Origin of the sequence: Streptomyces sp. NPDC058308, assembly GCF_042880275.1 — a bacterium.
Lineage (GTDB): Bacteria > Actinomycetota > Actinomycetes > Streptomycetales > Streptomycetaceae > Streptomyces.
In genome coordinates this window covers 9340-25490 of record NZ_JBHVZA010000038.1, presented here as the reverse complement: position 1 = coordinate 25490, position 16151 = coordinate 9340, and the positions used below count along the sequence as shown (strand labels likewise).

General features: G+C 70.8%; 15 protein-coding genes and 1 pseudogene. 7 read left to right on the top strand and 9 right to left on the bottom strand.

Annotation, left to right across the window (positions count from 1 at the left end; translation table 11 throughout):
• Positions 1–249 precede the first annotated feature (249 nt).
• The 5 genes and pseudogenes from ACFVYL_RS34020 to ACFVYL_RS34000 all read right to left on the bottom strand — a co-directional run.
• Positions 250–375: a hypothetical protein gene (locus ACFVYL_RS34020; RefSeq protein WP_389722868.1), complete on the bottom strand. Its 126-nt coding sequence runs from the start codon at positions 373–375 to the stop codon at positions 250–252.
• The gene (locus tag ACFVYL_RS34015; protein WP_389722866.1) at positions 372–1751 is read right to left on the bottom strand and encodes a mycothione reductase; all 1380 of its coding nucleotides are present in this window, start codon (positions 1749–1751) and stop codon (positions 372–374) included. The genes ACFVYL_RS34020 and ACFVYL_RS34015 overlap by 4 nt, the downstream gene beginning before the upstream one ends.
• Before the next feature lie 43 nt (positions 1752–1794).
• The gene (locus ACFVYL_RS34010) at positions 1795–2067 is read right to left on the bottom strand and encodes a hypothetical protein (protein ID WP_389722864.1); all 273 of its coding nucleotides are present in this window, start codon (positions 2065–2067) and stop codon (positions 1795–1797) included.
• Positions 2068–2119: 52 nt separating this feature from the next.
• Positions 2120–2938, bottom strand: a complete 819-nt coding sequence (locus ACFVYL_RS34005) for a heparin lyase I family protein (protein WP_389722862.1) — start codon at positions 2936–2938, stop codon at positions 2120–2122.
• Positions 2939–3275: 337 nt separating this feature from the next.
• Positions 3276–3800, bottom strand: a pseudogene (locus tag ACFVYL_RS34000) (DoxX family protein); the annotation flags it as partial.
• Between the two features lie 163 nt (positions 3801–3963).
• Between ACFVYL_RS34000 and ACFVYL_RS33995 the strand changes: the two are divergent.
• From ACFVYL_RS33995 to ACFVYL_RS33985, 3 genes are all read left to right on the top strand, one after another.
• Positions 3964–4110, top strand: coding sequence for a hypothetical protein (locus tag ACFVYL_RS33995; protein WP_389722860.1), 147 nt, complete (start codon positions 3964–3966; stop codon positions 4108–4110).
• Positions 4111–4363: 253 nt separating this feature from the next.
• Positions 4364–4936 (top strand): dihydrofolate reductase family protein, encoded by a 573-nt coding sequence (locus ACFVYL_RS33990; protein ID WP_389722858.1) that lies wholly within the window; start codon positions 4364–4366, stop codon positions 4934–4936.
• Positions 4937–4958: 22 nt separating this feature from the next.
• Positions 4959–5963, top strand: coding sequence for a YdcF family protein (locus ACFVYL_RS33985; protein ID WP_389722856.1), 1005 nt, complete (start codon positions 4959–4961; stop codon positions 5961–5963).
• Positions 5964–6361: 398 nt separating this feature from the next.
• Here ACFVYL_RS33985 and ACFVYL_RS33980 read toward each other — a convergent pair whose 3' ends face one another.
• The 3 genes from ACFVYL_RS33980 to ACFVYL_RS33970 form a co-directional block, all read right to left on the bottom strand.
• Complete coding sequence (locus ACFVYL_RS33980) at positions 6362–7465, bottom strand: LacI family DNA-binding transcriptional regulator (RefSeq protein WP_389722854.1); 1104 nt, start codon at positions 7463–7465, stop codon at positions 6362–6364.
• A gap of 123 nt (positions 7466–7588) precedes the next feature.
• Positions 7589–9103, bottom strand: a complete 1515-nt coding sequence (locus ACFVYL_RS33975) for a glycoside hydrolase family 2 TIM barrel-domain containing protein (RefSeq protein WP_389722852.1) — start codon at positions 9101–9103, stop codon at positions 7589–7591.
• Between the two features lie 166 nt (positions 9104–9269).
• A complete protein-coding gene (locus ACFVYL_RS33970) occupies positions 9270–10394 on the bottom strand; it encodes a DUF1996 domain-containing protein (RefSeq protein WP_389722850.1) in 1125 nt (374 codons plus the stop codon).
• A 416-nt stretch (positions 10395–10810) separates the two neighbouring features.
• Here ACFVYL_RS33970 and ACFVYL_RS33965 point away from each other — a divergent pair, with 416 nt between their 5' ends.
• Positions 10811–12577, top strand: a complete 1767-nt coding sequence (locus ACFVYL_RS33965; RefSeq protein WP_389722848.1) for a coagulation factor 5/8 type domain-containing protein — start codon at positions 10811–10813, stop codon at positions 12575–12577.
• Positions 12578–12622: 45 nt separating this feature from the next.
• Here the strand turns inward: ACFVYL_RS33965 and ACFVYL_RS33960 are convergent, their stop codons facing one another.
• Complete coding sequence (locus tag ACFVYL_RS33960; protein WP_389722846.1) at positions 12623–13174, bottom strand: AAA family ATPase; 552 nt, start codon at positions 13172–13174, stop codon at positions 12623–12625.
• A 376-nt stretch (positions 13175–13550) separates the two neighbouring features.
• On the opposite strand from ACFVYL_RS33960, the gene ACFVYL_RS33955 reads away from it, so the two are divergent.
• From ACFVYL_RS33955 to ACFVYL_RS33945, 3 genes are all read left to right on the top strand, one after another.
• Positions 13551–14192, top strand: coding sequence for a carbonic anhydrase (locus ACFVYL_RS33955; protein ID WP_389722844.1), 642 nt, complete (start codon positions 13551–13553; stop codon positions 14190–14192).
• A gap of 55 nt (positions 14193–14247) precedes the next feature.
• Positions 14248–15768, top strand: coding sequence for a SulP family inorganic anion transporter (locus ACFVYL_RS33950; protein ID WP_389722842.1), 1521 nt, complete (start codon positions 14248–14250; stop codon positions 15766–15768).
• 138 nt (positions 15769–15906) lie between these two features.
• Positions 15907–16065, top strand: coding sequence for a hypothetical protein (locus ACFVYL_RS33945; RefSeq protein ID WP_361722876.1), 159 nt, complete (start codon positions 15907–15909; stop codon positions 16063–16065).
• Positions 16066–16151: the final 86 nt, after the last annotated feature.

Below are 16151 nucleotides of genomic sequence, written 5' to 3'. Positions count from 1 at the left end.
CGGAGACGGTGGTGGTGCCGACGCCACGGCGACCGGCGGCGTGTGCGCGCACCCGGCGCGGCGTTCGCCCTGGGGGCAAAGGGGAGGAAGCCCATGTCACGACAGTGCGGACGCCACCCCTCATCGCCACCAAGGTAAGGCTAACCTAACTTAATCATGAAAGAGGCATGAAAGAGGGAGGCGGGCCATGGGACACCCCATCGCCCGCCTCCCTGACCTGCCCAACGGTCCGCCCCGCGTACCGCCGCGTCACATGGCCGTGCCGCTCCGCCCGTTGACCACTGCGGCTGTGACCGCGGTGGCCGCGGTGGCCGCGGTGGCCGCGGTGGCCGCGGTGGCCGCGGTGGCCGCGGTGGCCGCGCGTCGCACCCTCACTTGCTCTTCGCCGCGTCCACCTCTCGGAGCGCGTTCTCCACCACCTCGGTCAGGGCCGGGTGGATCCACAGCGGGCGTTCGGCCACCTCCCGTGCCGTCAGCCCGAAGGTCATGGCGAGGACGAGCGGCTGGATGAGAGTGGCGGCCTGCGGCCCGAGCACGTGCGCGCCCAACAGCCGCCCCGAGGCCCGGTCGGCCAGCACCTTGCAGAATCCCCGCGTCTCCTCCAGCGCCCAGCCGTACGCCACATCCTCGTACCGGCGGGACCCGGTCACGTACTCCCGGCCCTGCTCGCGGGCGTCCTGCTCGGTGAGCCCCACCTGGGCGATCTCAGGGCTGGCGAACACGGCCGCGGGCACCACGTCGTACGACATCGAGCGCGGCGCGTCGGGATGCAGGAGGTTGTGCGCCACCACCTCGCCCTCGCGGTTCGCCACGTGCTTCAAGGGCGGGCCCGGCGTGATGTCGCCCAGCGCCCAGACCCCGTCGGCGCTGGTGCGCAGCTGCGCGTCGACCTCGATCAGACCGTCGTCGTCGCAGGTGATACCGGCCCGGTCCAGGTCGAGCCGGTCACTGTTGGGCGTGCGGCCCACGGCGACGAGCAACGTGTCCGCCTCGATCACCGAACCGTCGTCGAGGGTCAGCCGCAGCTCCCCGGGGCGTCCCTCCATGCGGACCAGTTCGCGGCCGAGCCGCAGGTCGTGGACGCGGCGCACGATGTCGGTGAAGGCCGACGCGATCGATTCGTCCTGCTCGGCGAGCAGCCTGTCCTGCTTCTCGACGAGGGTGACGGAGGCTCCCGCCGAGTGGAAGACGTGGGCCAGTTCGGCGGCGATGTAGCCCCCGCCGAGCACCACCAGGCGTTCGGGCACCTCGTCGAGCCGCATCACGGTGTCGGACGTTTCGTAGGGCAGACCGGAATCGGCGACCACGGGCGGGACCGCGGGGCGGCCTCCCGCGGCGACGACGAACCGGTCAGCGGTGACCGACGAGGTTCCGTCCTCGGTCTCCACCAGGAGCTCGCGCTCGCCGGTGAACCGGGCGCGCCCTCGGTATACGGTCACGGAGTCAGCGGCGCGGCGGCTCTTCTCGCCGTCCCGCGCGACGGCATCGAGCCGCCCGAAGACCCGCTCCTGCACGGCCGGCCAGGAGACTCCGTCCAGCGTCGCCCGTACGTTGTGCCGGCCCGCTTCCCGGACGGCGTCCGCCACCTCGGCCGTCACGGCGAGCATCTTGCTGGGAATGCAGCCCGCGTTGAGGCAGGTGCCGCCGAAAGGGCCCTCCGCGACGAAGGCGACGTCCAGGTGCGAGAAGCGGTCGTCGATCAGTGCGTTGCCGGTGCCGGCGCCGAGGACGACAAGATCGTGGTGTGGCATATGCGGAGCGTATCCAGATATGTCCGCGACACACTTCTTGGCGCTACAGGTGGCGGGGCGGGCTGTTGCGGATCACCGAGCGGCGGGCCCACAGCGCGCACGCGAGGAGCACGACTCCCACGACGCAGTACACCCACGCGTTCGCCGTGCCGGTGGCCGCGCCGACGCCCCACGCCACGGACCACACGGCGAGCAGGACGCACAGGGCACTCCAGGCCAGCGTCCCCATCCTCGCGCGCGTTTCGAGTCGCTGCGAAGTGCCGCGCTCCAGCTCTCCCATGCCGGGCCGGTCGCCGTGCTCATCACGAGTCGTCATACTCCGCCGGATGCCCGCGACCCGCCCGACGAATCACCTCCGCGCCGGACGGTCAGTCCACGTCCGCCCGGGACTCCCCCATCGCGAGTCCGTCGATCCAGTTGATGGAGGCCGTGCTCGTGTCGGTGCCCCAATAGGTGCCCCAGCGCGGCTTGTTGCCGAGGTCGTCCCAGGTGCGGGCGCCGGTCCGGGAGGCGATCTCCTGGCCGTCCAGATGGACGGAGAGCTTCCCGGAGCTGCCCGAACTGGTGGTGATGCCGAGCTGGATCGCATGCCAGGCACCGGCGGACCAGGCGGCGGAGCCGATGGGTATCCACTCCTCACCGGGGGCGACATACCAGACCTTCAGCTTCCCGTCCTCCACCTTCATGATCACGGGATAGTTCTGGCTGTGCTGGTCGTTCGTGCCGTTCGACTTCCACTGGAAGACCGTCTGGGCGTCGCCCGTCTTGGTCATCGAGTCCCAGCCGAACCAGTAGGTGCGCCCGTCGCGCCAGGCGTACTCGCCGTTCGCGGTCCGTACGTTGTGCGCCTCGCACCGAGGAACCCCGATGGGCTTGTTGAACTTGAAGATGTCGCCGCGGGCGCCGCCCCAGTTGTCGACGGTGACGCTCCCCGGCGCGTCGCACAGGGTGGTGCCGAAGACATCGAGACCGTTGGACGCGTCCCCGTCCCACAGCACGCTCCTGGCCGCCGGGGGCTCGCCCGCCCGCGCGTGGGCGGGGGCCCCGGCGTCCTCCCCCGCGGCCCGGGGCCGAGGGGCGGGAGCGGTCGCGATGCCGAACGATTCAGGGGCGGCGAAGGCCCAGGCCGCGAGGGCGCTGACGACGATGCCGCCTGCCGAGGTCAGAGTCTTCCCGGTCCTGTTCACGGCGTGCTCCTGCGAGGTGTGGGGGTGGCGGAATCGAGCTCCGGCCGAGAGTCTCACCAGCTCGCAGCACCAGCAAGCGCTTGCGCAACACTGGTCTCAACCTTTCACAACTCCACCGCGCTGCGGGAAGGCATGCCGCCGCCTAGCCTCCCGGCGCATTCCCCTCGGGGCGCCGCGCACTCCCCTCGGGGAGCCCCCTACCGGCCGCTCACCGATGCCGCGCGACGGCGTGCTGCGCGCTGTCGGAGAGCGAGCGGACCGAGCCGACGGCGTTCTCCGACAGCGCGCGGGCCGACCCCGCGGTGCTGCGGACCGACCCCGCGGTGCTCCGGGACAGCGAGCGGACCGAGCCCGCCGCACCCTCCGCCGCGCCGCTCAGCGCGTCGGCGGCGTCGCGCCGGGCGCGCCGGGCCGCCCGTCGGCCGGTCGTGGCCGCAGCGCGGGTGCGGTAGGCGACGGACGGCTTGCCGTGCGTGTCGGCCGCCGCTATCAGGAGCCCGCCGAACAGCGAGACGTTCTTGATGAACTGGGTGCGCTGGGCGGCCCGCTCCTCGGGGTCCTTCTCCTTCCACCAGGCGTGCCCGGCCAGGGTCGTCGGCACCAGCGTGCCGGCGAGCGCGAGGGCGGCGACCCGCGGCAGGCGCCCGGTCGCCAGCATGAGGCCGGCGCCCAGCTGCACCGCACCGTTGATGCGGACCAGCTTTTCGGGGTCCTCGGTGAGCCAGGGGATCCTGGAGCTCACGGGAACGGCGACGGGCTCGGCGGCGGGCGCCGCGCGCTGCGGGTCGCGAAGAGTCTGCAGCCCGCCGGTGACAAAGACGGAGGCGAGCATCGGGCGTGCGCATTTCCTGAGAACAGCCATGCCTTCCGGCTGCCCGCAAAAGCCGCGCTCAGACACATTTTCGCGCCGGAGCGGGCATCAACCCGCGGCCGCCCGGCCGCATCACGGGGGCCGCTCGGGGTACAGGAGCAGCGACCCGACAACACACACCGCCGCCACGGCGGCGAGAGCCCGGGAGGACCCCATGGCCGGACTGCTCGCACGGCTCAAGGCGTACAGCCGCACCCCGCAGGGCCGACAGACCGTCAATACGGTGCGCCGCACCGCCGCGGACCCGCGCAAGCGCGCCCAGGCCCGCTCGCTCCTCACCCGGCTGCGCGGCCGGCGCTGATCCGGACCGCCCCGCCGCGTTCCGCGACCCGGCGGCCACCCGCACCGGAGAGGTCGCCGGAGGAGGTCTCCGAAGAGCATCGAAGAGCGCCGAAGAGCAGTGAAGAGCTTCGAAGAGTTGAGCGAAGATCGATGAGTTTCGCCGTGCGCCCCGGTCTTCATGGACAGTTGGTGCGTCGCGGCCGTACGGTCGGCCTCCACGCGCCGAAGGACCGTGCCGCGAAACGCCTTTCAGACATCCAGGAGTCCTCACGATGCGCACCCTGATCAGCACCGCCTTCGTCTCGCTCGACGGAGTCGTGGAGGCTCCCGGCGGCGAGCCCGGCTACCGGAACTCCGGATGGACGTTCAAGGACATCGAGTTCCTCCCGGAGGCGTTCGAGATCAAGGGCCGGGAGCAGCGCGAGGCCGCCGCGATGCTGATGGGCCGGGTCAGCTACGAGGCGTTCAGCCCGGTCTGGCCCGACATGGCGGACTTCGCCACGTACAAGGTGATGCCGAAGTACGTCGTCTCCACCACCCTCGACGAGAAGGACCTCGTCGAGAACTGGGGCGAGACCACCGTCCTGCGTTCGCTGGACGACGTGGCCGCGCTGAAGGAGACCGAGGGCGGCCCGGTCATCGTGCACGGCAGCGCCGCCCTGAACCGGAGCCTCTCGGACGCCGGTCTGATCGACCGCTACCACCTGCTCGTCTTCCCGCTGCTGCTCGGGGCGGGCAAGCGCCTCTTCGGCGACGCGGACAAGGACACGCAACAACTGCGGCTCGTGGAGCACGAGGCCTACGCCAACGGCCTGCAGCTGAACGTCTTCGACGTCGTCCCCTGACCGCGGCCAGGCACCCGTGCGCATGCTGCTCTACGCCCCCGCGGCCTTGCTCTTCCTCGTCTTCTGCTGGCGCATGGCGCGTGAACGCCGCCGGTTCGGCAACGCGGTTCTCCTGGGCCTGGCCGCCGTGTGCGGGCTCGCCGCCTGGATGTACGAACTGGTCACGGCGGGCTCCACGTCGGGGCGGGTCGTGGCCGCCTCACTGCTCGGTCTGGGCGCCCTGGGCATCCTCGTGCTCGTCTGTCTGCTCTTCATCAACGGCCTGCACATGGTGCGCAAGGAGGGCAGGAGCCCCTCCAACCTGCTCTCCCTGATGGGCGCGCTGTGCATCGTCGGCGTCGTGGCCTTGGTGATCACGGCGGCCGTCCTGCGCACGCCCGTGCTGGTCGGGGTGGGCGTGGCGGCCCTCGGGCTCGCCTGTTACGTCTCGTTCCTGTTCCTGAGCTTCGTCGTGTACGCGTTTCTCTACGGCCGGCTGCGCATCCGCCGCAAGGCCGACTTCGTGGTCGTCCTGGGCTCCGGTCTCATCGGCGGGTCCACGGTGTCCCCGCTGCTTGCCAGCCGTCTCCGGCGGGCGCAGGAGGTGCACGCGCAGCTCAGCAGGCGTGGTGCCCCCCCGGTGCTCATCGCCTCCGGAGGGCAGGGAGCGGACGAGGAGCTTCCGGAGTCCCATGCGATGGCGGACCACCTCACGGAGCGCGGTTTTCCCGCCGGCCTGATCGAGCGGGAGGACCGGTCGACGACGACCGAGGAGAACCTGCGATTCAGCAAGGCGATCATGGAGAAGGCGGATCCCGGCTACCGGTGCGTCGTCGTCACGAACAACTACCACGCCTTCCGCGCCGCGCTCACCGCCCGGCGGATCGGCGTCAGGGGGCAGGTCGTGGGCTCGACCACGGCTGCGTATTTCTGGCCCAACGCGACGATCCGCGAGTTCGTGGCGGTTCTCGTCGCCTACAAGCGGACCAACGCCGCCATGTGCGTGTTCTTCGTCCTCTGCGGAATTCTGGCCTGGGCCACGCACTGAGAGCCTGTCCCGCCGTACCGCGAACAGGCCGCCCCCGAGCCGCGCACAGAACGTGAGCGGCCGCGTCCCTGTCCCACGAAGGCGCGGCCGCTCAGCTCGGAGGAGGGGCCGCCCACTGACCATTCTCAGCGGCCCCGGCAGGATGTCACCCCTGCATCGGCTCGCCTGCCCACCCGTGACGCGCTTACACGGATTCATCGCGACGGATCTCCGGGACCCCTGAGAGCCTGTCTTTGAACCCCCGCCTGCGCCCCGACGCCCGGCACGCACGCTCGGCGCACGGAGCCCCAGGACAGGTGGCTCCGCCACATGACCTGGGGCTCCGCACACCGATCGCACGCACCGACCGCCGCTGCGCCCGCGCTTCGCGCAGACGACGGGGGTTCAAAGACAGGCTCTCAAGCCGAGTCCCGCACCACCAGCTCCGGCTCGAAGATCAACGAGGTCGGCTCGGTGCGGGTGCCCTGCACGTGCTCCTGGAGCAGTGCGGCCATGGCCGCCGTCATCCTCTCCACCGGTTGCCGGACGGTGGTCAGCGGCGGCCGGCAGGTGAGCGCCACGCTGGAGTCGTCGAAGCCGACCATCGCCACATCCCCCGGCACGCTCCTGCCCCGCTCGCGCAGCAGCTCGCACGCGCCCTGCGCCATGAGGTCGTTGGCCACGAACACCCCGTCCAGGGCGGGGTGCTCGGCCAGCAGGCGGGCCATCGCCTCGGCCCCGCTCTCCCGGGTGAAGTGACCTTCCGCGATCGGCACGTACGGCATACCCGAGCGCTCCAGCGTCTCCCGGAAACCGGCGAGCCGCTCCTGTCCCGCCGGCAGGTCCAGGGGCCCGGTGACGGTCACCAGTCCGCGCCGGCCGCCCGCAAGCAGGTGCTCCGCGGCCAGTCGGCCGCCCGCACGGTGCGCCAGGTCCACGTAGCTCACCGGTACGGGCCGCGCGGGCCGCGCGAAGCACACGGCGGGCAGCCCTTCGGCGACGAGCATCGCGGGCAGCGGGTCCTCCGCGTGCGTGGAGACCACGAGCGCGCCGTCGGCGCTGCCCTGCCGCAGGAAGCCGGTCACCTGTTTCCGCGCCGCTGCGCTCTCGGCGACCATCAGGACCGGGTGCATCGAGCGCGGCCGCAGAAATCCGACGACACCGCTCACCACGCGGCCGAAGAAGGGGTCGGCGAAGACCCGGGCCGCGAAGGCGTTGTGCGGGCCGTCTGGCCCGTCGCCGTGCGAGGGGTCGTGGTCGTGCGAGGGGCCGTCGCCGTGCGCGGGGCCGTCGCTCTCCTCGCCCGCGCCCGAGATGACCAGGGCGATGGTCTCGGTGCGCCGGGTGACCAGGGAGCGTGCCGCCCGGTTGGGCGCGTAGCCGGTGCGCTCGATCGCCTCGCGCACCACGTCCCGGATGGCCGGATCGACGTTGCGCACACCGTTGATCACCCGGGACACCGTCGCACGGGAGACCCCCGCCTCCCGTGCCACATCCTCGAGCGTCAGCGACCGCCTCTCCATGCGTGCACCTTAACTCCCCTTACCGGCAAGGAGATAGAGCGCTCTCCCGGTGCGGCACTCCTGGTCACGGGGGCCCTTGTACGTCCACCGAGGCGGCGAGCGGCGCGCGTCACGGACGGATGTTCAGCCATAGACGCCGAACTCGTAGAGCGAGTAGCCGTATCCGGCGCCTCGGACGGTGCCGTCGACGGCGCCCGCGGGGGTGCACGGGCAGTCGCCGCCGCCGGTCTGGTGGGAGGAGGCGGTGGCAGGCTTGCCGAGGGCGATGTTCGTGCCGTTGACGGGCGGCGCCACCACGCGGACCGAACGCGTCTCGACGCCGACGTTGCCCTTGCCGTCGGTGACCTTGACGTAGATCTTCCAGACGCCGGTGCGGTCCGGCGCGGTGACCTTCAGGCGGCCGGAGCCCGCGTCGGTGAAGCGCAGCGGCCGCAGGTTCTTGTCCTTGTCGATGTACATGCTGCTGCCGAGCACCTCGTAGCCGAGGGCGTCGCCGTCGGGGTCGGTGGTCGTCGTGGCGAGGGTGAGCGTGCCGCCCGCGGGGACCTTGGAGGCGTCGCCCTCGACGGTCATCCCGGAGATGACGGGCGGGGTGTTGTCGTGCGTGGTGTCGGCTCCGTACGCCCTCTTCACCGCGTAGTACGAGAGGCGCTTCTGGCCGGCGGGCAGCAGGTTGAACCAGATGCCTCCGAAGTCGTCCTCCGTGCCGTAGTGGAACATCGTGGCGCCGAGCGCGACGCCCTTGTGACCGGTGACGCAGTTCCAGGCCTTGGTGTATCCCTCGGCCTTGGCCCGGTCGGCGGGCTCCGCGGGGACTCCGTTGGCGTCGTCGGGGACCTCCCACTCCCCCGCGGGGCCGGTCTCGGTGACGATGTACGGCTTGGTGTAACCGCCCTGCTCCCAGGCCGACTTGATGTCGCAGACCGCGTTGTAGGAGTTCACGGCGTACAGGTCGAGGTCGGGGGCGTTCCTCTTGTAGTAGGGCCAGGCGCCGGTCCACGCGTCGGTCGAGGTGACGGGGTGGTTCGGGTCGACGGAGTGGATCTTCCTCGCGATGTCGTTGACGAAGGTGGTGTAGGCGTTGCGCTGCCGCTCCAGTTCGTCGCTGGTGTAGCAGTTCTGCAGCCCGAGCACCGACTCGTTGCCGACGTTCCACATCAGGACGCCCGCGTGGTCCTTGTAGGTCTGCACCCACTTGGGGAACTCTTCGAGCATCTGGCTCTTGTACGCGGTGTCGGTCAGGTAGTTGACGCAGCCGCCGCTTCCCGGGCCGCCGCCCGGCTGCAGCCAGAAGCCCGCGATCACCTTGACGCCGTGGGCGGCGGCCGAGTCGAACAGCGGCTTGCTGGAGGCGTCGGTGCCCCAGGTGCGGATGGTGTTGACGCCCATGGACTTGAGGTCGGGCAGGTACTTGTCGGCGTCGGCGACGCTCGGGCCCCAGGTCAGGCCCTTGACCGTGTAGGGGGAGCCGTTCACCGACAACTGCCAGTTGCCCTGGGAGCCGGTCACCTTGACCACGCTGCCGACGGCTTCGGCCTGCCGCGCGGGCAGCGCGAGGCAGCCTGCGGCGAGCAGGGCGGCGGTGAGGGGAACGGCCAGGCGTCGGCCCGCTGGCCGGAACATGCGGACTGTGGGCATGCGGGGTCTCCTGAGGGGGGTGAGGGTGAGGTGAGAGGGGGCGGGCACACGGAGGGGGCCGGGGGCGGCAAGAGCGAGTCCGGCCGCCCCGGCGTGCGGGCCGGGGGCGGGACGGACCGGTGCGGCCCGGGGAGGACCGTGGTGCGGGAGGCTCAGGCGGAAGCGGTCACGGCAGCTCGTAGTTCTCGTCGAGCGCCGCGCCGGCCTCCGGGTGCGTCTCGTCGTACCCGCGGGCGTCGCACTGCAGCCCGCCGACGACGCAGTGGTCGACCAGGGCCTTGAGCGTCGGCGGATCCCACGCGTTGAAGAAGTCGTAGTGGAACGAGTAGCCCGCGCCGCTCGCCAGTCTCACCTGCGAGAGGTCACCGTTGACGGGGAACGCCATCTTGAACTCGATCATCGGCAGCGCCACCGGGTGGGACGCCGGGCAGATATTGTCGTTCGTGCCCGCCTTCACCGTGGGGTACGACATGTGGCTCTTGTGGTCCGGCGTGTCCAGGTGCACGCCGTCCCAGCAACTCGGCGCCTGGAAGCGAATGTTGAGCTGGGTCGACGCGGTGGTGGGGCAGTTCTTCGGAATGTCGACGTTGAAGAAGCTCTCGCCGCACTCCCAGCCCTCCACGAAGCCTGGGTGGTGGCGGAACTCGTCCGCGCTCTGCGTCGGGCTGCCGACGACGTACCGCAGCCCTTCGGGGAAGGGACGCACGCTGGTGTAGTCGGTGCCGCCCGCCTTGTAGTAGATGACCTGCGGACCGATCGGCAGCACCGGCTGGCCGCCCTTGAAGAGTGTGGGCATCCAGTAGCCCGACTTGTCGCCGGGAGCCTTGCAGACGGTGTTCCCCTTCTTCAGGGAATCCGTGGTGCTGCCGGCGTCCGTCGTCGTATTGCCCAGGAAGGTGTGGTCGTGGGACTTGCCGGGCTGGCCCGGGTAGACGATCGGGTCGTCCGGCTTGGTGTGCGTCACCGAGCAGTTGGCCTGGAACTCGTGGAAGTAGCGGTGCGGTGGCTCCTTCACCGACGGCGTCACGCCGGTGAGCGGTGACGTCGCGGGGATGAAGCCGTCGCCGTCACGGTCCTCCGCCGCGGCGACGGTGGACGCCGCCATGGTGTGCCCCTGGTGCGCGGCCCGCGCCGGTCCGTCGACGGAGGCGCTCGCCGGTGCGGGGGCGGACGCAGTCGCCGGTGCGGGGGCGGTGTCGGCGCCCTGCGCCATGCCGCCCACCCCCAGCGAGGTCACCAGGAGCGCTCCGGATACCAGTAGCCCTGAGATGATCTTCGATCTCCTTGCCATGGAGACCTCCTGCCACGTAGGTGGGGACTGCGGTGGGGGGGCGGGCCGGGCGGGAGGTGGGACGCACCGTCCGGCACCGTCCGCGGGAGAGGGGCTTTTACCGATCGCCGTGAAGCCCCTGGGAGAGCGCTCTCCCGTTTCCGGAGTGTTGCGGCCCTGGCGTGAGCGTGTCAATAGAAAGTGAACGCTTCACCGCGTCCACAATCCGCCACGCGCGGCTCCCGCACAGGAACTCCGCGAGCCCGCGCCTGCACGACAACAGGCTTCCGCCGCACGTTTTTTGACGCCCCATCAGCGCGAACACCCGTATCTGCAGAGCGACCTCTTGACTCGCCCTTCACTCGGATGAACTATTCCCGGTCAAGAGAGCGCTCCCAAGGCCCCTGATCGTTCACTTCCTGAAACAGGAGAGCCCCATGCCAACCTCCCCCACACGCCGCACCGTGCTGGGCGCGATCGCCGCGTCGGCCGCCACCGCGAGCCTCGCCCCCACCGCCGCGCAGGCCTCGGCCCGGACCCCGGACTCGGCCGCGCGCCTGCCCGGCGGCGGCGACCTCGGCCCCAACGTGATCGTCTTCTCGCCGTCCACGCCCGGCATCCAGGCGAGACTCGACGAGATCTTCAAGCAGCAGGAGAGCGCGCAGTTCGGCACCGGGCGCTACGCGCTGCTGTTCAAGCCGGGCACGTACAGCGGACTCAACGCCCAACTCGGCTTCTACACCTCGATCGCGGGCCTCGGCCTCTCCCCCGACGACACGTCGGTCAACGGCGACGTGACGGTCGACGCCGGCTGGTTCAACGGCAACGCGACGCAGAACTTCTGGCGTTCGGCGGAGAACCTGGCGCTCACCCCGGTCAACGGCACCAACCGGTGGGCCGTGGCGCAGGCGGCCCCGTTCCGCCGGATGCACATCAGGGGCGGCCTCAATCTCGCCCCCAACGGTTACGGCTGGGCCAGCGGCGGCTACATCGCCGACAGCCGGATCGACGGCAGCGTGGGCCCCTACTCCCAGCAGCAGTGGTACACCCGCGACAGCTCCGTGGGCGGCTGGGTCAACGCCGTCTGGAACATGGTGTTCTCGGGTGTCCAGGGCGCGCCGGGGCAGAGCTTCCCGAACCCGCCGTACACCACGCTGGAGACCACGCCGATCTCACGCGAGAAGCCGTTCCTGTATCTCGACGGCGCGGACTACCGGGTGTTCCTGCCGGAGAAGCGGACCGGTGCGCGCGGTACGACCTGGGGCAGCGGCACTCCTCGCGGCACGTCCTTGCCGCTCTCCCAGTTCTACGTCGTCAAGCCCGGCACCAGCGCCGCCACGATCAACGCGGCTCTGGCCCAGGGCCTCGACCTCCTGCTGACGCCGGGCATCTACCACCTCGACCGGGCCATCGAGGTGAACCGCGCGGGCACCGTCGTGCTCGGCCTCGGCTATGCCACGCTCATCCCGGACGGCGGTGTGTCCGCGATGAAGGTCGCCGATGTGGACGGGGTGCGCCTCGCCGGGTTCCTCATCGACGCGGGTCCCGTCAACTCCCCCGTGCTGCTGCAGGTCGGCCCCCGGGGATCCACCAGGGACCACTCCGCCAACCCGATCACCGTCCAGGACGTCTTCATCAGGATCGGCGGCGCGGGCCCCGGCAAGGCCACCACCAGCATGGAGGTCAACAGCCGCCACACGATCATCGACCACACCTGGGTGTGGCGCGCCGACCACGGTGCCGGGGTGGGCTGGGAGACGAACCGCGCCGACTACGGAGTACGTGTCTATGGTGACGACGTCCTGGCGACCGGCCTGTTCGTCGAGCACTTCAACAGATACGACGTGCAGTGGTTCGGCCAGCGCGGGCGCACGGTCTTCTTCCAGAACGAGAAGGCCTACGACGCCCCCGACCAGGCCGCCGTCCAGGACGGCAAGGTCAAGGGCTTCGCCGCGTACAAGGTGGAGAGCTCCGTGACGTCCCACGAGGGCTGGGGGCTCGGCAGCTACTGCAACTACACGTCCGACCCGTCGATCCGGCAGGACCACGGCTTCGCCGCGCCGAAGGTCTCGGGCGTCAAGTTCCACGGCCTCCTGGTCATCTCCCTGGGAGGCAAGGGCCAGTACGAGCACGTCATCAATGACACCGGCGCCGCCACCTCGGGAACGTCGACCGTACCGTCGACAGTGGTCTCCTATCCGTGACCGGCTCGTCCGTCTGAGGGCGGCCCGGCCGGTGCCGGGCCGCCCTCAGGCGTTCGCCAGGATCGCGTCGACCGTCTCGTCCAGCGACAGATCGGAGCTGTCGAACCACTCGCCCTCGCCCGCGAGTTCGCCGCGCATCGCCTCGTCCAGGAACGACCAGTCGTCCGCGAGGACCTTGTCGCGCGCGGTGAGCCGCCGGGAGACGACCTCCACCGAGGGCGCGAGCACGATCAGCCGCAGCGGCAGGCCCTTCAGCTGCTCCCGGTAGAACTCCAGGTGCGCGCGCCGCACGACCACGTCGTCGATGACCGCGACGACGCCCGCGGCGTGGAAGCTGCGGGCCAGGACGGCGCCGTTGCGTGCGCGGAGCAGCAGTTGGCGGTCCGCCTCCAGGTCCTCCTCCGGCTTGGGCAGCCGACTGCCGGACACGATCAAATCCTGGAGGTGGTCGCCCTCGATGTGCGCGCCGAGGGGGAACCGGCGGGCCAGAGCCGCCGACACGGAGCTCTTGCCCGATCCCGGGATGCCGACGACGAGGAACACGTACGGGGCCGGTTCGGTGTCGACGGTCTGATCCTGGAACGACGTGTCCGGCATGTCTCTGCTGCTCCTTGTGCGCCTGGTCGAGGACCTGTGGGCCCGGTCGAACGGCCCTGCGCGGGCGAGGGCCGACGCCGGGATCGTAACAACGGCCTTCCGGTCGTCCCACCTCTTTTCGCACCGGCGCAAACGGAATTGCTTCACATTACCCACACATTGCGTTCCCGGTCTTCACTTGACGGTTGATTGCCGAATCAATTCCTGGTCGAGGGGCGCTAATTACTCAATCTTTGGCAGAATTTTGCTCTGACATCCAACCGTAATGCGATGGCAAAGTGATGGACACGACGGCCGCCCAGGCTGTCACTGTTCACCGTCGACCCGACCACACCGCGTCCCGGCCCCGCCGCAGCGACGCAGGAGGCAGGCCACCTTGAAGTCACTGATCGACAACGCCCGTTCGTTCGCCGCGACACACGTGGCGGACCCCCGGAACGCCCCGGCCTTTGAAGCCCTCGGCACCGGGCAGTCACCCGAAGCCCTGTTCGTCACGTGCTCCGACTCACGTGTCGTGCCGGCCCTGATCACCGGAGCCCGCCCCGGCGAGCTCTTCGAACTCCGCACGGCGGGCAATGTCGTCCCGCCCTACCCGACGGAGGGCACCACCGACCGCGTCGGCCACCCCAGGAGCGAGGCGGCCACCATCGAGTACGCGGTGTGCGTGCTCGGCGTCCGCGACATCGTCGTCTGCGGACACTCCCACTGCGGCGCGGTGGGCGCGCTGGTGCGCGGCGAGGACCTGTCGGCCGTACCGGCCGTGCGGGACTGGCTGGAGCACTCCGTCGCCCCCGACGACGCCCTGCGCTCCCTCACCCCCACCTCGCCGGACGTGGCGGAAGCCGTGCAGACGCACGTACTCGCGCAGGTGGCGCGGTTGCGGGCCTACCCCTGCGTGCGGGAGCGCACCGCCGACGGCTCGCTGACCCTGCACGCCTGGTACTACGAGGTCCACACCGGCACCGTCACCGCCCACCGGCCGTCGGACAGCGGCCGGGCGGCGTTCGGCCCGCTGTGAGAGCCGCCGCACCCTCCTGACCGGCCCGCTCCCACGACAGGACCCCCACTCCCTCATGTCCTCCCTTACCCCACCCCCATCCCCCCGCCCCACGCCCTTCAGCGCCCTGCGCGAACCGGGCGTACCGCGCCGGGACATCCTGGCCTCACTCGTCGTCTTCCTGGTCGCCCTGCCGCTGTGCGTCGGCGTGGCGGTCGCCTCCGGCGTGCCCGCCGAACTCGGCCTGGTCACCGGCATCGTCGGCGGTCTGGTCGTCGGCTGCCTGCCGGGCAGCGCCCTGCAGGTGAGCGGCCCCGCCGCCGGCCTGACCGTGCTCGTCTTCGAGGCGGTGCGCGAATTCGGGCTCAGCATGCTCGGCGCGATCGTGCTGCTCACCGGCGCGCTGCAGATAGCCCTCGGCCTGCTGCGCTGCGGCCGGTGGTTCCGTGCGATCTCGGTGTCCGTCGTCCAGGGCATGCTGGCGGGCATCGGGCTCGTACTGATCTTCGGCCAGCTCTACACCATGGCCGGTGCGAAGCAGCCGCTCTCCGGCGTCGACAAGATCACCGGCCTGCCCGGGCTGCTCGCCGACACCGTCCAGGACACCACGTCGCTGACCGCCGCGGCCATCGGCCTCGGCACGATCGGCGTCCTCGTGCTGTGGCCGAAGCTGCCCGCGGCGGCGCGCGTGGTGCCCGCCCCGCTGGCCGCCGTCGCGCTCGCCACCGCCGTGGCCGGCGGACTCCGCCTCGACGTGGCGAACGTGTCGGTGCGCGGCATGGTCGACGCCATCCAGCCGCCGGGCCTCGGCGACCTGGCGGACCTGGGCACCGTGGCCGTCCTCGGCACCGTCCTTGCGTTCACCCTGATCGCGTCCGCCGAGTCGCTGTTCAGCGCGGCCGCCGTGGACCGCATGCACGACGGTCCTCGTACGCACTACGACAAGGAACTCGTCGCCCAGGGCGTCGGCAACACGGTGTGCGGCGTGCTCGGGGCCCTGCCGATGACCGCGGTGATCGTCCGCAGCTCCGCCAACGTCCAGGCCGGCGCCCGCACCCCGCTCTCCCGGATCCTGCACGGCGTGTGGCTGCTGCTCTTCGCGGTGCTCCTGCCTGCCGCCCTCGGCATCATCCCGCTGGCGGCGCTCGCCGGTGTCCTGGTGCACGCGGGCTGCAAGCTGATCCCGGTCAAGGAGATCGTCCCGCTCGCCCGCGCCCACCGCGGCGAGGCGGTCGTCCTCAGTGTCACGGCGATCGCCATCGTGGTGACCAACATGTTCGAGGGCGTGGTGCTCGGCCTGGTGCTCGCCGTGGTCAAGTCCGCCTGGGACACCTCCCACGTCCAGCTGGACGTACGGGAGTTGACCGACGGACGGATGGTCGTGACCCTCACAGGGAACGCCACGTTCCTGCGGCTGCCCCGCATCCTGGAGACGCTCGAGGCCATGCCCCAGGACCGGCCCATCGAGCTGGACCTGACCGAGCTCCGCCACCTGGACCACGCCTGCCGCACGACGCTGGAGAACTGGGCGCTGCGGCACAACGACAGCGGTACGGAAGCCGTACGGATGAAGACGCTTCCGGCGGCCAGGGCCTGACGACTTCCCGCGCCGACCACCGCCCACCGTTCACCGTTCACCGATTTCCCCCTGCTCCGGGGGCCGGGCACCGAACGCCCGGCCCCCGGTGTCCCACCCCCTCGGCACGGAGTGCCGATCAACCATGGAGGTTTCACCGTGGAACAGCTCATCAAGCGCATGACGCAGGAGTCCGTGTGGCAGAAGTGGGTCGCGGTCAACTCGGCCCAGGGCGCGGGCTCGAAGGACGGCTGCATCAGCGCCACGCCGAAGAGCGGCTGCATCAGCGCCACCGGGAAGACCGGCTGCATCTCCTGACCCGCTGACCCGGCGGGGGGGGGGGGGGAGACCCCCCCAAACCACCCCCACACCCCCCCCCCCCACCACAGACCCGCGCCCCCCCC

Coding starts and splice junctions, on each gene's coding strand:
- ACFVYL_RS33995 (WP_389722860.1), top strand. CDS start 3,964: ATGGCCGGACTGCTCGCACGGCTCAAGGCGTACAGCCGCACCCCGCAG.
- ACFVYL_RS33980 (WP_389722854.1), bottom strand. CDS start 7,465: ATGGAGAGGCGGTCGCTGACGCTCGAGGATGTGGCACGGGAGGCGGGG.
- ACFVYL_RS33985 (WP_389722856.1), top strand. CDS start 4,959: ATGCTGCTCTACGCCCCCGCGGCCTTGCTCTTCCTCGTCTTCTGCTGG.
- ACFVYL_RS33965 (WP_389722848.1), top strand. CDS start 10,811: ATGCCAACCTCCCCCACACGCCGCACCGTGCTGGGCGCGATCGCCGCG.
- ACFVYL_RS34010 (WP_389722864.1), bottom strand. CDS start 2,067: ATGACGACTCGTGATGAGCACGGCGACCGGCCCGGCATGGGAGAGCTG.
- ACFVYL_RS34015 (WP_389722866.1), bottom strand. CDS start 1,751: ATGCCACACCACGATCTTGTCGTCCTCGGCGCCGGCACCGGCAACGCA.
- ACFVYL_RS33950 (WP_389722842.1), top strand. CDS start 14,248: ATGTCCTCCCTTACCCCACCCCCATCCCCCCGCCCCACGCCCTTCAGC.
- ACFVYL_RS33990 (WP_389722858.1), top strand. CDS start 4,364: ATGCGCACCCTGATCAGCACCGCCTTCGTCTCGCTCGACGGAGTCGTG.
- ACFVYL_RS33960 (WP_389722846.1), bottom strand. CDS start 13,174: ATGCCGGACACGTCGTTCCAGGATCAGACCGTCGACACCGAACCGGCC.
- ACFVYL_RS33975 (WP_389722852.1), bottom strand. CDS start 9,103: ATGCCCACAGTCCGCATGTTCCGGCCAGCGGGCCGACGCCTGGCCGTT.
- ACFVYL_RS33970 (WP_389722850.1), bottom strand. CDS start 10,394: ATGGCAAGGAGATCGAAGATCATCTCAGGGCTACTGGTATCCGGAGCG.